Source organism: Kribbella amoyensis, from assembly GCF_007828865.1.
GTDB lineage: Bacteria > Actinomycetota > Actinomycetes > Propionibacteriales > Kribbellaceae > Kribbella > Kribbella amoyensis.
On record NZ_VIVK01000001.1, the window covers coordinates 2620129 to 2634042 of the forward strand.

The 13914-nt window shown below is 70.5% G+C and carries 15 protein-coding genes; 8 read left to right on the forward strand and 7 right to left on the reverse strand.

The window, feature by feature from the left end:
* Positions 1-36: 36 nt before the first annotated feature.
* Positions 37-744: an ArsR/SmtB family transcription factor gene (locus tag FB561_RS12425; protein WP_238334782.1), complete on the reverse strand. Its 708-nt coding sequence runs from the start codon at positions 742-744 to the stop codon at positions 37-39.
* Positions 745-809: 65 nt separating this feature from the next.
* Here FB561_RS12425 and FB561_RS12430 point away from each other — a divergent pair, with 65 nt between their 5' ends.
* Positions 810-1439, forward strand: a complete 630-nt coding sequence (locus tag FB561_RS12430) for a flavin reductase family protein (RefSeq protein ID WP_145806210.1) — start codon at positions 810-812, stop codon at positions 1437-1439.
* Here the strand turns inward: FB561_RS12430 and FB561_RS12435 are convergent.
* A complete protein-coding gene (locus FB561_RS12435; protein WP_145806212.1) occupies positions 1399-2199 on the reverse strand; it encodes an arylamine N-acetyltransferase family protein in 801 nt (266 codons plus the stop codon). The two genes, FB561_RS12430 and FB561_RS12435, sit on opposite strands and share 41 nt — an antisense overlap.
* Positions 2200-2464: 265 nt before the next feature.
* Between FB561_RS12435 and FB561_RS12440 the strand changes: the two genes are divergently transcribed.
* Positions 2465-2860 carry a RidA family protein gene (locus FB561_RS12440; protein ID WP_145806214.1) on the forward strand — a complete coding sequence of 132 codons (396 nt, stop codon included), beginning with the start codon at positions 2465-2467 and terminating at the stop codon, positions 2858-2860.
* A gap of 54 nt (positions 2861-2914) precedes the next feature.
* Here FB561_RS12440 and FB561_RS12445 read toward each other — a convergent pair whose 3' ends face one another.
* Together FB561_RS12445 and FB561_RS12450 are read right to left on the reverse strand one after the other, a co-directional pair.
* Entirely contained in the window at positions 2915-3793 is an 879-nt protein-coding gene (locus FB561_RS12445) for a serine hydrolase (RefSeq protein WP_145806216.1), read from the reverse strand.
* Positions 3790-4686, reverse strand: a complete 897-nt coding sequence (locus FB561_RS12450) for a LysR family transcriptional regulator (protein ID WP_145806218.1) — start codon at positions 4684-4686, stop codon at positions 3790-3792. Before FB561_RS12450 ends, FB561_RS12445 begins: the two co-directional genes overlap by 4 nt.
* A 123-nt stretch (positions 4687-4809) precedes the next feature.
* On the opposite strand from FB561_RS12450, the gene FB561_RS12455 reads away from it, so the two are divergent.
* Positions 4810-5751: an MBL fold metallo-hydrolase gene (locus tag FB561_RS12455; RefSeq protein WP_145806220.1), complete on the forward strand. Its 942-nt coding sequence runs from the start codon at positions 4810-4812 to the stop codon at positions 5749-5751.
* A gap of 140 nt (positions 5752-5891) precedes the next feature.
* On the opposite strand, the gene FB561_RS12460 is transcribed toward FB561_RS12455, so the two are convergent.
* Entirely contained in the window at positions 5892-6671 is a 780-nt protein-coding gene (locus tag FB561_RS12460; protein ID WP_145806222.1) for a GntR family transcriptional regulator, read from the reverse strand.
* 83 nt (positions 6672-6754) lie between these two features.
* Between FB561_RS12460 and FB561_RS12465 the strand changes: the two genes are divergently transcribed.
* Entirely contained in the window at positions 6755-7849 is a 1095-nt protein-coding gene (locus tag FB561_RS12465) for a YeiH family protein (RefSeq protein WP_145806223.1), read from the forward strand.
* 42 nt (positions 7850-7891) lie between these two features.
* Here FB561_RS12465 and FB561_RS12470 read toward each other — a convergent pair whose 3' ends face one another.
* Positions 7892-9703 (reverse strand): glycoside hydrolase family 2 protein, encoded by a 1812-nt coding sequence (locus FB561_RS12470; RefSeq protein ID WP_145806225.1) that lies wholly within the window; start codon positions 9701-9703, stop codon positions 7892-7894.
* A 258-nt stretch (positions 9704-9961) separates the two neighbouring features.
* Between FB561_RS12470 and FB561_RS12475 the strand changes: the two genes are divergently transcribed.
* On the forward strand, positions 9962-10747 hold the full coding sequence (locus FB561_RS12475; protein WP_145806227.1) for an epoxide hydrolase N-terminal domain-containing protein: 786 nt from the start codon (positions 9962-9964) through the stop codon (positions 10745-10747).
* A gap of 109 nt (positions 10748-10856) precedes the next feature.
* Here the strand turns inward: FB561_RS12475 and FB561_RS12480 are convergent, their stop codons facing one another.
* A complete protein-coding gene (locus tag FB561_RS12480; RefSeq protein WP_145806229.1) occupies positions 10857-11726 on the reverse strand; it encodes an amidohydrolase family protein in 870 nt (289 codons plus the stop codon).
* Between the two features lie 256 nt (positions 11727-11982).
* Here FB561_RS12480 and FB561_RS12485 point away from each other — a divergent pair, with 256 nt between their 5' ends.
* The 3 genes from FB561_RS12485 to FB561_RS12495 are packed head-to-tail and all read left to right on the forward strand — an operon-like array spanning position 11983 to position 13846.
* Entirely contained in the window at positions 11983-12480 is a 498-nt protein-coding gene (locus FB561_RS12485; RefSeq protein WP_145806231.1) for a helix-turn-helix domain-containing protein, read from the forward strand.
* 2 nt (positions 12481-12482) lie between these two features.
* Entirely contained in the window at positions 12483-13514 is a 1032-nt protein-coding gene (locus FB561_RS12490) for a serine hydrolase domain-containing protein (protein WP_145806233.1), read from the forward strand.
* Positions 13511-13846: a DUF4175 domain-containing protein gene (locus FB561_RS12495; protein WP_145806235.1), complete on the forward strand. Its 336-nt coding sequence runs from the start codon at positions 13511-13513 to the stop codon at positions 13844-13846. Before FB561_RS12490 ends, FB561_RS12495 begins: the two co-directional genes overlap by 4 nt.
* Positions 13847-13914 lie beyond the last annotated feature (68 nt).

Sequence of the window (13914 nt, forward strand, 5' to 3'; positions counted from 1 at the left end):
GGGCGTTTCCCGGTCGCCAATCTCACACCGTGGAACTCAGGCTCGCGCCCGCAGCTCCCGGACGACGCCGTCGGCGAGGCCGAGTTCGGCGACGGATCCGTACACCTTGACCGCGCGGCCGCCGGGGATGCGGCGTACCCAGCCCCGCGCCAACGCGTGCCGGCACACCGCGGCCCCGACCGCGCCGGCGACGTGCGGCCGTCGTTCGGTGACGTCGAGGCAGGCGCGGACCGCGGGCCGGCCGTGCCGTGTCTCCACCTCGATGCCGAGATCTTCCAACCAGAGCAGGCCTTTCGGCGTGATCGCGAGGCCGCTGGACCAGTCCAGCAGACCGCGGTTCGTCATCGCGTCGGTGAGCGCGACGCCGAGCTTGCCGGCCAGGTGGTCGTAGCAGGTCCGGGCCCGGGCGAACGCGTCCCGCCGGCTCGCGGTCGCCAGGCTGTTCGCCGTCGCGGTCCGCCGGGGTGCCAGCGCGGCCAGGCCTTCGAGGAGCTCCGCGGTGTCCGGTCCGGCCAGTTCGACGTACCGGTGGCGGCCTTGCCGTACCTCGGTCAGCAGGCCGCCGGCGACGAGGACGTTGAGGTGCTCGCTGATCGTCGGCCGGGAGACCCCGGCCAGGCGTGCGAGCTCGGTTGCGGTCCAGGCCCGGCCGTCGAGCAACGCCAGGCACACAGTCGCCCGCGTACTGTCGGCCAGCATCCGCGCCCAGCCGGCCAGCTCCTCGCCCTCTCGTGTCCCGGTCACGGTCCCATCCTGCCTCGTCGTCGCTTCGGGGCCGGCCGAAGTGTCCCGCTTCTAGCGTCGTCGGCATGACCCACCTGACGATCACCCCGTCCATCCTGTACGTCGGGACGCCGGTCGCGCTGTTGACGACGGACAACGGCGACGGCACCTACAACCTGGCTCCCATGTCGTCCGCATGGGCGCTCGGTGACACGGTCGTGCTGGGGCTCGGCGTGGAAGGGCAGACGGGGAACAACCTGCGTGAGCGGCCCGAACTCGTGATCAACTACCCGTCGCCCGAGTCGTGGAAGGCGGTTGAGGCACTCGCGAGTCTGACTGGACGTGAACCGGTTCCGGCCGAGAAGCGGGAGCGGTTCCGGTTCGAGCGGGACAAGTTCGGGGCGGCGGGGTTGACGCCGGTACCGGCTGAGTTGGTGGCGCCGCCGCGGGTTGCGGAGTGCCCGTTGCAGTTCGAGGCGCGGGTGGTCAAGGTTGATGCTGAGGGCAACTTTTTGACGGTGCACGCGCGGGTGCTTCGGGTGCATGCGGACGAGCGGATCGTCGTGCCGGGGACGTCGTACGTCGATCCGGACGCGTGGTCGCCGTTGGTCTACAACTTCCGGCACTACTTCGGACTGGGCGAGCAACTCGGCGAGAGCTTCCGGACCGAGACGCCTACCGCTGGTTCCCCAGTTGTGCGAGTTCCTCGTCGGTGAGGATCACGTCGAGGTCGGCGAGGACCGTACCGAGTTCATTGCGGCTGACCTGGCGACTCTCGGTTCTCCCGTCGGCGTACTCGGTGGTGAGCTCGTCGCCGACCAGCCGGCGGCTCACCCCGTCGGACAGGCGCATCACGACCAGTTTGGTGGAGAACGGCGAATGCGGATGCGTCGCGACGTAGTGATGCGCGACCTCGTAGTCGATCAGCCGCTGCGGCTCGGCGGACGACGCGTGCAGCGGTACCCAGCCGTCGGCGGTCCGCTTCGACAGGGTCCACAGCTCGCCGTCAGACGTCAACTGGTGCTCCCAGCCGGCCTGGTCGACGACGACGCCGTCCTTCAGCGGCATCGGGTACAGCACCCCCGCGCCGAACCCGACGTCCGCCTGGAACTCCTGCCCGTCCACGCGAACGAGCAACACCATGTGAGTCCGCGGCCCCGACCGATGCGGCTGCACCCGGGCCATCCGGCGTTCCACCTCGAACCCGAGTCGCTCCAGCGCCGCCGCGAACAACAGCGCGTGCTCGTAGCAGTACCCACCCCGCTGCCGCCCGACCAGCTTCGCCTGAATCGCGTCGAGCCCGACCCCTGGATGGGTTCCGAGGATCACGTCGGCGTTCTCGAACGGGATCGCGCGGACGTGGGCGGCGTGCAGGCTGCGCAGGTTCTCGGCGGACGGCCCGACCCGCGGATGCGCGATCCGGCGCAGGTACGCGTCGAGGTCGAGAAGCTCGGTGGACCACTCGGTCGAAGTCATGCGAGCCATTCGAACAGCTCGAGCTCACTTGAAGTCAAACCGTCCTCGGCAGGCGTGCCGCGGCTGCCCAGGGGTGCTGCCGGCCGGGAGGGTCCGTCGCCGGGTCCGGGACGGTCGGCTGGGGTCGTCGGGTTCGAAACGGCTGGCCGGATCGGCGCGGTCCGGGGGAGGATGGCAGCCGAGCGCGGTCGCCCCGTCGAGCTCGAGTGCTCGCCGATGATCGTCGGAGCCGGAAGGCCCCGACGGAGATCCCAGGAGGTTCGCCTTGTCCGCTCTGTCCCGGCCCCAGCCCGACGGTGTTGCTCCTGGCAACGGGTACAGCCAGGTCGTCACCGGTACCGGCCGCTGGGTCGCGATCTCCGGCCAGGTCGCCCTGGACGCGGACGGCGAGCTGGTCGGTATCGGCGATCCGCTGGCGCAGGCGCGGCAGGTGTTCGACAACCTCGACCGCTGCTTGGCCGCGGCCGGAGCGACCTTCGCCGACGTGGTGAAGCTGAACTTCTTCGTCACCGACGTAGGCATCCTTCCCGCGGTCCGCACGGCTCGCGACGAGCACGTGGACACAGCCAACCCGCCCGCGAGCACAGCGGTCCAGGTAGTCGCCCTTTTCAAACCCGAGCTGGTCCCGGAAGTCGAGGCCTACGCCGTGGTGAACGACTAGCCCTGACGGACAGCAAGACCCGGAGGCGTCCTGTCCGCGCCGTCGCCAGGTCGTTCAGCGCAGGGTGTCGACGGCGAGGCGGGCGGCCGTTCCGATGGCCTGGTCGACGCGCGGGAGCTTGCGGTCGCCTCGGGCGGCCCTCGTGAAGACGGCGACCGCGTACGCCGAGCCGTCGGGCAGTTCGACCACGCCCACCTCGTGCCGCAAGGCCGCGAACGTCCCCGTCTTGCCGAACACCCTCACCGCATCGTGCGGGAACCCGGACCCGAGCCGCTGCGCAAACACCTGCAACCCCAACGCCCGCCGCACGAACGCGGTTTGCTCGGCGGAGAGCACCTCGCCCGACCAGATCAACCCGAGCAACCTCGTCATGTCCCGCGCCGTCGTAGCGGACGCGTTCGCCGCCTCGTAGATGCCGGCCGGGTCCGTCATGTCGTTGTCCGCGAGTACGGCGAAAGCGGTGTCGGGGTCGTCGGTCCGAGTCCGATCCAGCAGGTCGCGGAGATTCCCAGCGGTACCGCGGCGGATGCGCGTCCCCGTAAGACCATGCCGGCTGAGGAAGTCGGCCAGCCGGTCCAGCCCGACCACGTCGAGCAGCGCGTCGGCTGCCGCGTTGTCGGACACGGTCATCATCGACAGCGCCAGATCCCGCCGGGACATGCTCACCGGATCAAGCAGGACCGACAGCCCCGTCGGACCAGCCGTTCGATCGCTCGGCTCCAGCGTCACCTGTTCCCGTGGATCCAGCGCCCCGCGGTCGACCAGTTCGCAGAACGCCACCAGCAGCGGCAGCTTGTAGACGGATGCCATCGGCACCAAAGCGTCGGCGTCCACAGCGACCTCGCCCTCGGATCCGCCGAGCCGGATCGCGTGCAGCCAACCACGGGTACCGGCGTCCTCGAACAGCGCCCGCAGACGCGACGGCGTACTCACGATGCCGCCCGCGCGTCGGCTGATGCCGCCAGCGCGTTGGTGAGTTGGGGCAGGGCGGCGGCCAGGTGGAGCGCCGGGTTCTGGGACCAGATCAGCCGGAGCCGGACCGGCAACGGGTCGCCGATCAGCGGGTGCCGCGTCACGCCGGGCGCCTGCAGGGTGGGGTCCGGCGTGATCACGATCGCCTGGCCGGCCGCGGTCATCGCGAGGGCGGCGCGGTCGTCGGTCACCACCACGGTCCCGCCGGTCGGGCGATGCAGGGCGAGCGTGTCGAGGAAGAGGTCGCGGGCCGCGGGTGCCTCGGGGCGGGGGCGGACGGCGACCGGGAGCGCGCCGACCTTGTGCAGCGGCAGTGGTTCGCCGTCGGTCGGGTGGAGGCCGGCCGGGGTGAGTGCCCAGGTCGGCAGCAGCGTGACCGGTCCGGCGTCGACGCCTTCGAGGACCGACGGATGCAGCACCACCGCGAACGCCAACCGCCCGGCCGCGACCTGCGGCAGTAGCGCGCTGGTCGGCGCGGAGACGACCGTGACCCGGCTCCCCTTCACCGCCTCGCCGCACGCTGCTGCGACCGCCGCGCCGACCGCCGCCGGTACTTCGGGGGTGAGGCCGAGGCGGAGTTCTGGTCCACCCGGATCGTGCGCCGAGACCGCGTGGTGGAACTCGTCGATCGACGTCAGCGCGCGCCGGGCGTACGGCAGCAGCGCGGTACCGGCCGGGGTGAGCTCGACCCCGCCGGATCCCCGGTCGAACAGCTTCGCGCCGACCAGCGATTCGAGTCGGCGCAGGCCCTGCGACAGCGGCGGCTGGGTGATGCCGACGACCCGGGCTGCGTCGCCGAAGTGCTGCTCGTCGGCCAGTGCGACAAAGATCTGCAGCAGCCGCTCAGTCAGCATGAAGCCGCTGACCTGCGCCGATACGAACTGCGGATCGCTGCATATGTCAGAGCATATTCGACATCGCCGAAGCTTCCGGGCTTGACTCCACCCCGAACCAGCGACTCGGGAGAAGGAGACGGCATGACGGTGACGCGCAGGGGAGTACTCAGGGGAACCGCGGCAGCAGCGGTCGGTGCGGCAGGTGCCGTCGGCATCCGGAGCGCCGCCGACGCGGCCACCCAGCGCGGTACCGAGGGGAGTGCTGTGCAGCGCGAGCCGGTCGAATTCACCTGGTGGGGTAACCACGCCTGGCAGATCCGCTCGGGCGGGGTGACCGTGCTGACCGATCCGTGGCTGACCCGCTTCAAGACGGGAACGTACTCGCCCGAAGGCGCCGACGACACCACCAGGATCGTCAGCAAGCCGGCGATCATCGACAAGTACGTGACCACCGCGGACGCGATTCTCGTCCACCACGGGCACTACGACCATCTCCCCGACGTGCCGTACATCGCGCGCCGGACCAAGGCGACCGTGCTCGGCAACGAGACCCACCTCAACCTGCTGCGGGCCCTGCGTGCGCCGGAGGACCAGCTCAGCCAGGTGGTCGGCGGGGAGTACCTGCCGTTCACGGGGTTCACGGTCGAGGTGTTCCGGTCGCTGCACTCGTGCGGGGGCGCGCGGCACCAGTTCGCGTACCCGGGGACGCGGCCGGGCGCGGTCCCGCCGAAGCCGCGGACGATCGCGGACCTGGTCGAGGGCGGCACGCTCGCGTACGTCATCACCATCGGCGGGCTGCGCATCCTCAGCCTCAGCACGGCCGGCTTCGACCCGATCTCGCTGAAGGACCTCGAGGTCGACGTCGTCCTGGCCGCGCCCGGTGGTGAGCCCGGCGTCACCGATCGCCTGCTCGCCACCCTCAAGCCGGTCCGGACGGTCGTCGCGACCCACTGGGACGACTTCGACCAGCCGCTGGACGAGCCCGCTGTCGACTGGGGCGGCCTGGCCAAGCTCCGCGCCTCAGCGCTCGCGGCCGGCGCCGACTTCAAGACCGTCGATCACCTGCAAACGCTGACTCTCTGACCCCAGGTCGGCCGGCCGAGGGCTTCAAGCCGGCCGACCCGAAAGCTTCACGCCGGGCGCGTCTTCAGCGGCCAACGCGCCCGGCGTGAACCCTGCTGCTCAGCCCTTCGGGGAAGACCGGTACGGCGGTGGGCTGGGTTCTAGTCCTGGAACGAGGCGGTGGGCGTGGCTGGGGTGAGCCGGTAGCCCTGGTGAGCGGAGAACTCGGCCGCCAGCGCGAAGCGGTCGCCTCGCACGATCGTGTGCCGCCACTCCACCTTGCGCCCTTGTGCGTGCCCCAGCCGGTTGATCGAGAACGCAGCCGCCTCCGCCGGACAACGCAGCAGGGCCCGCTCAGCCGCGGTCGGGTTGACCGCGCGGATGTCCTCGCGGCCGTGGTCCAGCCGGAGGCCGGTGCGCTCGGCCAGTTCGTTGTAGAGGCTGGTGTGGCTGAAGTCGGATTCCAGCAGCCCTTCGGCGTCCGCGGCCGGCAGCCAGACCCGGTCCAGCGCGAGCGGTTCCTCGCCGGCGAACCGCAGCCGCTCCAGGTAGACCAGCGGGCTCGACGCCTCCAGGTCGAGCCGGCTCGCGATCACCCCGTCGGCCCGGACATCGAGGGCCCGGACGACGCTGTGCTGGGCCAGCCCGGCCGCCTCGACCGACGAGAACAGGCTGTACAGCGCGCCCATCGGCTGGCGGATCTCCGGCGTCGTCGCGACCCGGGGCTGCCGGCCGCGCTCGGCCACGATCAGCCCGTCCGCGCGGAGTTGCCCGAGCGCCTGCCGGACGGTGTGCCGGCTGACCCGGTACTCCTCGACCAGCACCAGCTCGCCCGGGAACGTGTCGGCGAACTCCCCGGCCCGGAGTCGGCGGACCAGGTCCTGCTGCAGCTGCTTCCACAGCGGCCGGTCGCTGCCGCGATCCAGCTGACGCTCGCTCATCCGATCCTTCCGAGGTTGCCAAATGTCCGGTCATCTCCTAGCTTGAATGTGCGTACATTTAGCGAGGAGGGGGATCTGGGTCCATGGTGCAGGTCGAGACTAGGCCACCGCGGCAGACCTCGGCGCCCGCTTCGCACTTCATCCACACCGTCCCCGGACTGCTCGTCGTGCTCGCGCTCGCGGGGGCCGCGGTACCGCTCGGCCGGCTGATCCCGGTGGTGGGCGGACCGGTGTTCGGGATCCTGCTCGGCGTGGCCACCGGTGCGCTGGCTCCCGCCCTGCGCGGCGAGTGGAGCCGGCCCGGGTACGACTTCGCCTCCAAGTACCTCCTGCAGGCGTCGATCGTGGTGCTCGGGACCGGGTTGTCGTTGCGCCAGGTGGTCGAGGTCGGCGGTGGATCGCTGCCGGTGATGCTCGGCACGCTCGCGGTCGCGCTCGGCGGCGCCTGGTTGTTCGGCCGCTGGCTCGGGGTGCGCGGTGACACGCAGATCCTGATCGGGGTCGGGACCGGGATCTGCGGCGGTTCGGCGATCGCCGCCGCGACTGCCGCGATCGGGGCCAAGCGGACCTCGGTGGCGTACGCGCTCGCCACCATCTTCACGTTCAACGTGGTCGCGGTGCTGACCTTCCCGACGCTCGGTCATCTGCTCGGGATGAGCCCGGAGGCGTTCGGGTTGTGGGCCGGGACCGCGATCAACGACACGTCGTCGGTGGTCGCCGCCGGGTACGCGTACAGCCAGCAGGCCGGCGATCACGCGCTCGTGGTCAAGCTGACCCGCTCGCTGATGCTGGTACCGATCGTGCTCGGCCTGGTCATCCTCAAGTCCCGCCGCGAAGCCAAAGCCTCTGTGCAGACCGGATCGCCGCAGCAGCAGGGCACCTCGGCGGAGTTGGCCGGTCGCAAGTTGCCGTGGCGGAAGATGGTGCCGTTGTTCCTGGTCGGGTTCCTCGCCGCGGCCGGACTGCGCAGCGCCGGCCTGGTCCCGGAGGCCTGGCAGCCGAACCTGTCGCTGCTCGGCACGTTCCTGATCACCAGTGCGCTCGTCGGCATCGGCCTGTCGCTGCGGCTCTCCGAGCTCCGCAAGGCCGGGCTGCGGCCGTTGCTGCTCGGCGCCGTGCTCTGGATCTGCGTCGCCGCGAGCAGCCTGGGCCTGCAACAACTCACCGGCGCACTCTGAGCGAGCACGCCGGTGAGGTTGCTACTGGCAACTACTAGCTGATCAGTCCTTCTCGTACGCCGCGGCGCGGGTCTGGACCGCCTTGATCCGCGGGACGTCGAGCTTGTTCGACCGGTCGAACCGGTAGATCCCGTTCTCCTCCTGGAAGACGTCGGTCAGCTGCGTGTAGCAGTAACCGAACATCAGCGGGTTGTCGAGCAGCGCGTCGACCAGACCGGTGAAGCGGTCGTAGAACTCCGCCTCGTCCTGGACCCGCTGGCCGTAGCCCCACGACTCCTTCCGGTCGTCGCCGGCGGCGTTCGCGGCCTCCGGGTTCCACCAGATCCCGCCGAACTCGCTGCAGAAGTACGGCTGCCCGTTGTACGGCTGGGAGATCGGCCGCGACTCGTGGCCGCCGGTGTTCCCGTACGGCTGGTCGTCCACCAGGCCGGCCATCTGCTTCGCGAACTCGGCCGGGTTCTGCTCGTAGTTGTGCGAGTCCCACACGTCCGTCTCCGGGACCCGGTGCGAGTACCCCGAGGCGTCCAGGACCGGCCGGGTGGTGTCCGCCGCCTTGGTGGCCAGGAACATCGCCCGGGTGACGTCGTCCAGCTGGGTGATCCGGTCGTGCAGCAGCTGGTGGGTCTCGTTCAGCGGGCACCAGCCGATGATCGACGGGTGGCTGTAGTCGCGCTCGACGGCCTCCAGCCACTGCGTCACGAACGTCGCGGTCGGCTGCTGGTTGTCGCCGCCGGTGTTACCGACGCCCGCACCCCAGTCGCCGAACTCGCCCCAGACCAGGTACCCGAGCCGGTCCGCGTGGTACAGGAACCGCTCCTCGAACACCTTCTGGTGCAACCGGGCGCCGTTGAAGCCGGCCGCCAGGCTGAGCTCGATGTCCGCGACCAGCGCCTCCTCGGACGGCGCCGTCATCAGGCTCTCCGGCCAGTAGCCCTGGTCCAGCACGAGCCGCTGGAACACGTGCTTGCCGTTGATCAGGATCGCCTTGCCGTTGATCGAGACCGACCGCAGGCCGGCGTAGCTGTCCGCGGTGTCCACCACGGCGCCGTCGGCGTCGACCAGCTCGAACTTGACGTCGTACAGGTGTGGGTCGGTCGTGTCCCAGAGCCGGACCCGGTCGGCCGGGACGGCGAGCACCAGCCGGGGCGCGAGGTCGAGGTCGGCGCGCACCTCGGCGGCGACCACCTCGCCGTCGGCGTCGGACAGCACCGCGCGGACCTTCCAGCCCGGCTTGTTCGCCGAGACCGGGACCTCGACGTGGAAGACCGAGCCGGCCACGTCCGGCGTGATCCGCGGCCGGCCGAGGTGGATCGAGGGGACGGCCTCGAGCCAGACGGTCTGCCAGATCCCGGTGGTCCGGGTGTAGTGGCAGTCGGCGTTGAAGTAGTTGAGGCTCTGCTTGCCGCGGGCCTGGCTGCCGGACCGCGGGTCGCGGGCGCGGACCACGATCAGCGCCTCCTCGCCCGGACCGGCGACACCGGCCAGGTTCGCGCTGAACGGGGTGAAGCCGCCGCGGTGCCGGACGACCTCGGTGCCGTTCACCCAGACGGTCGCGTCGTGGTCGACGGCCTGGAAGTGCAGGACGGCGTCCTTGCCGGTCCAGTCGGCGGGGACGGTGACGGTGGTGCGGTACCAGACGGCTTCGAGGTAGTCGACGTCCTCGATCCCGGACAGCTCTGTCTCGGGGGCGAACGGGACGACGATGCGCTGCTGCAGCTCACGATCGCGCAGGCCGCGCTCCAGGCCGGAGTCGGACCGGTCGGTCTCGAACTGCCACTCACCGTTGAGGTTCAGCCAGTCCGGACGGGTGAACTGCGGTCTGGGGTGCTCGGGGCGGGGCTGGGTGCTGGGCATCGAGGGGCTCCCGAAGGGGTGGAGAAAGCAGGTCGGAACGACAGTACAACGTTGGAATGGGCCCGGCAACGGGGAGACGACAGCGTTGTCACGGGATCTGTCCGGTCAGCGTGTCAGGATCCTGCCAACCGGTCCGTGCAACCGTTCGGCCGCTCAGTCGTTCTTTTCAGAAGAGACATGATCCCGCCGCGGTTCTGGTGGGACGCAGCATGCTGGAAGTCCACAGGTGGCGAGGCGGGGAGAGGCGGAGGTCGACGGGTGGGAACTGAGCGCACAGCGGAAGTCCGTGAGTTGCGGTTGCGGGTGCCGCGGACCGAGCTCGCGGCGCTGTACGAGCGGTTGCGCGCGTTCCGGGACGGCGGCGGTTACATCGCCGCGGGGCTGGACCGGATCGTGCCGGCCGCCTACGCCGACGAGCTGATCGACTACTGGGTCGACGGCTACGACTGGCGCGTCCACGAGGCCCGGCTGGCGGCGTACCACCACTACGCGACCGAGATCGCCGGCCAGTTCGTGCACTTCCTGCATCTGCGCTCGGCGAGTCCGTCGGCCCGGCCGGCGCTGCTCACCCACGCCTGGCCGAGCGGGGTGATGGACGTACTGGATGCCGCCGGACCGCTCGAGGCCGCCGGTGGGAACCACCTGGTGATCCCGTCGATCGCGTGGACCGCACTGACCGGGCCGGGCGACGGTTCGCCGAGTCAGCGGGCCGCGGCAGGCTGGGACGAGCTGATGCGCCGGCTCGGGTACGACGACTATCAGGTCGGCGACGACCGGGACGGGCTGACTGCGACCCCGGCGTACACCGCGGTGACCGAGGCCGGTGCGCAGCAGCGCGGGCTGGACGCCGCCGAGCTGGCCGAGGTGCGCTGGTTCAACGAGAACCTCACGGCGTTCAACGAGGGGCGGCAGATCTCCGCGTTGGTGCTGAGCACGGCGCTGCTTGCGTGGAATGCCCAGCTGGTCAGCCTGGAGATCGACCGGGACGCGCTGCTCACCGGGCTCACGCTGGCCTGGTTCGTGTCGCAGCTGCCGGTCGAGTAGCTGCCCGGACGACTAGCTGGCCGGTCGAATGGCTGCCCGTCGAGTGGGTGCTCGGTCGAGCAGCTGGCGGTCGAATGGCTGCTCGGTCGAATGGCTGACGGTCGATCGGCTACCCGTCGAGTAGGCGGGTGCCGTTCTCCCAGCAGACTGCGCGCAGCCAGTCGTCGCCGAGGTCGAGGCGTTCGAGCGACTCCAGCTGGACGGCGTACTGGTACGGGATGTTCGGGAAGTCCGAGCCGAGCACGACGCGGTCCTGGAGCGCAGCCAGCCGGGGCCGGAGGTCGCGGTCGAACGGCATCAGTGACTCCGTGAACGGGGTCAGCGCCATGGTCGTGTCCAGGTGCACGTTCTCGTACGTCTCGGCGAGCGCCAGGTGCTCGGCGTACTCCGGCATGCCCAGGTGCGCGATGACCGCGGTGAGGCGCGGGTGGTTTCGCAGTACCTCGCCGAACGGACCGGGGCCCGTGTGCCGACCGGGGATCGGCCCGGATCCGCAGTGCACGACCACGGGGACTTCGGCGTCGGCGAGTTGTCCCCAGACGCTGTCGAGCTCCTCGTCCCGCGGGTCGTAGTCCCCGACCTGGACATGCACCTTGAAGATCCGGGTCCCGAGTTCGAGCGCTTCCTTCACGTACTCCGCGGCGCCGGGCTCGGGGTAGAACGTGCCGCTCATGACGCACCGCGGCGTCTGCGCGGCGAACTCGCGGGCCCAGCTGTTGAGCCACGCGGCCATGTCGGGCTTGTGCGGATACACGAGCGCCGGGAATCGCCGTACCCCGAGCTCGCCGAGCGTCCGCAACCGCTCGGCCACCGGCGTCCGGTACGTGATCGGCCAGGCGACGCCGTAGTGCCGCTCGGCCTGGTCGAAGAACCCCCAGACGGCCTCCATCACCTGGTCCGGCAGGAAGTGGACGTGCACGTCCACCAACCCGTCCAGCCCCAGCCGCCGCCACCAGCCCGGTACGTCCACATCGCGCACCGCATCACTCTAGGCCCGGCCTGCTGATCCGCCGCGTGCTGCACGGCACTGGGCACGGCACTGGGCACGGCACCCGCGCCGCGCCGCGCTGGAGCAAGTCCACGGTGACCACCGCCTCGGGGCCTCCACCCAGCCGCTGAGCTACCGCGCCGGGCACCTGCTCGCGACTGCACCGGATCTTTCAGACCGGGTCTCGACACGGTTCAGACTTGCAATAACTACGTATCTACGTAGTATCCACAGTGTGGATGAGGCTGTGGATAACCGCCTTGAAGAGCTGGAGCGACGGGTCGCCGCTCTCGAATCCGCACGTCCGCTCGGCGAGCAGGTGCTGCCGGACGGGGTCGATCCCGAGGTGTTCTTCGCGCTCCGAGCGCTGAAGGAGCGAGTACCGGAGCCGGGTGCCGTGCTCTACACGGGCACCGTGACGTTGCCCGACGGGCGGCACGTGGACTGGCAATTTGGCCGGCCGACCACAGAGGTGCTCGACGCCGATTGGTCCGCGCGCGCCTCGGGGCTGGCCGCGCTCGGCAATCCGGTGCGGCTGACGTTGCTGCGCGAGATCCTGCACGACCGGAATACGGTCAGCGCGCTCAGCGAGGTCGAAGGCCTCGGGACGAGCGGGCAGATCTACCACCATCTGCGGCAGCTGACCGCCGAAGGCTGGCTGCACAGCCCGAGCCGCGGCGTCTTCGCCGTTCCCCCGACCCGGGTGGTCGCGTTGCTCGCGATCCTCGTCGCCCTGGAGAGGTAGCCATGAAGCCGATCGCGATCCTGCTCGCCCTTGCGCTTGCCATCGGGGGCTGGTTCGTCCGGCCCCGCTCGCTGGAACTCGCCGAACCGCGGACCGGCGACGCGGCGCTGCAGCAGTACATCGACGACCACTACGAAGGCGCCGGCCACCGACTCGCGGTCGCGCTGGTCGACGGCGACTCGGTGCGGTTCGCTGGGCGGGGTGCGGACGAGCACGCGGCGTTCGAGACCGGCTCGATCAGCAAGGCTTTCACCGGGCTGCTGCTGTCCGAGGCGATCCGCCGTGGCGAGGTGAAGCTGGACCAGCAGGTCGGTTCGCTGCTGCCGCTGCACGAGTCGGAGGTGGCGACCGCGACCCTGGAGGACCTGGCGACGCATCACGCCGGCCTCCCGAGTACGCCGAGGCAGCCGCTCTCCGCAGCACGGTCATTCTTTGCGAATCTGATGGCCGGGAACCCGTACCCGTACGACGTGGACCAGCTCCTCGATCACGCGCGCTCCTCCGGCAGGGGCGACGAACCGCGGTACTCGAACCTTGGCGGCGCTCTGCTCGGTCAAGCGCTCGCCCGCAGTGCCGGTCAGACGTACCCGGAGCTGCTGTCCGAGCGCGTACTCGAGCCGCTCGGCCTGACCGAGACGCGGACGCCGGTCGACGAGGCGGGCGCGGCGCCACCGGGGTACAGCTCGGGTGGTCGCAAGCAGGATCCGTGGGTCCAGGTCGGGTACGCGCCGGCCGGTGGGGTGGTGTCGTCGACCCGCGATCTCAGCAAGCTCGCGCAGTCGCTGCTCGCCGGGCGGTCCGTGGACGCGTTGGCGCCGCGGCGGGAGTTCGACGGGGAACGGATCGGAATGTTCTGGCTGACCAGCCCGCTCGGTGGGACCGGCCGGAACATGGTCTGGCACAACGGCGGCACCGGCGGGTACCGGTCGTTCCTCGGTCTCGACCTGGAACGTCGGCGCGCCGTGGTCGTGCTGTCCGACGTCGCGGTCGACGTGGACGACTTCGCCGAGAAGCTGCTGGAGGAGCCGGTATGAGAGACGTGATCCTGCTGGCCCTCGCGATCGGCTATCCGGTCGTCCTGCTGTGGCAACTTCGCGCCGGCAAACTCCGGGACCGCGCCGACCTGATCCTGGTCCTGAGCATCGGCGCCCTCTTCCTCCTCTTCGCCCGCAGTACCGCCGACTGGACGTCCTTGCCGACCTGGCCCTGGCTGATCGGCCTGGCTCTCCTGGTCGCGGCCACCGCCTGGTCCGGCCGAATCTGGCCCAAGCTGACCTGGTTCGGCACCACCCACCCAACCCGCCGCGGCATCTCCACCGGCCTCCAACTAGCGGTCGTCACCGCGGTCGGCCTGCTGCTCATCTGACCCCCGCCATCTGGCCCCCGCCACCTGACCCCGCTGTCCGACCCCGCCACCTGACCCCCCACCATCTG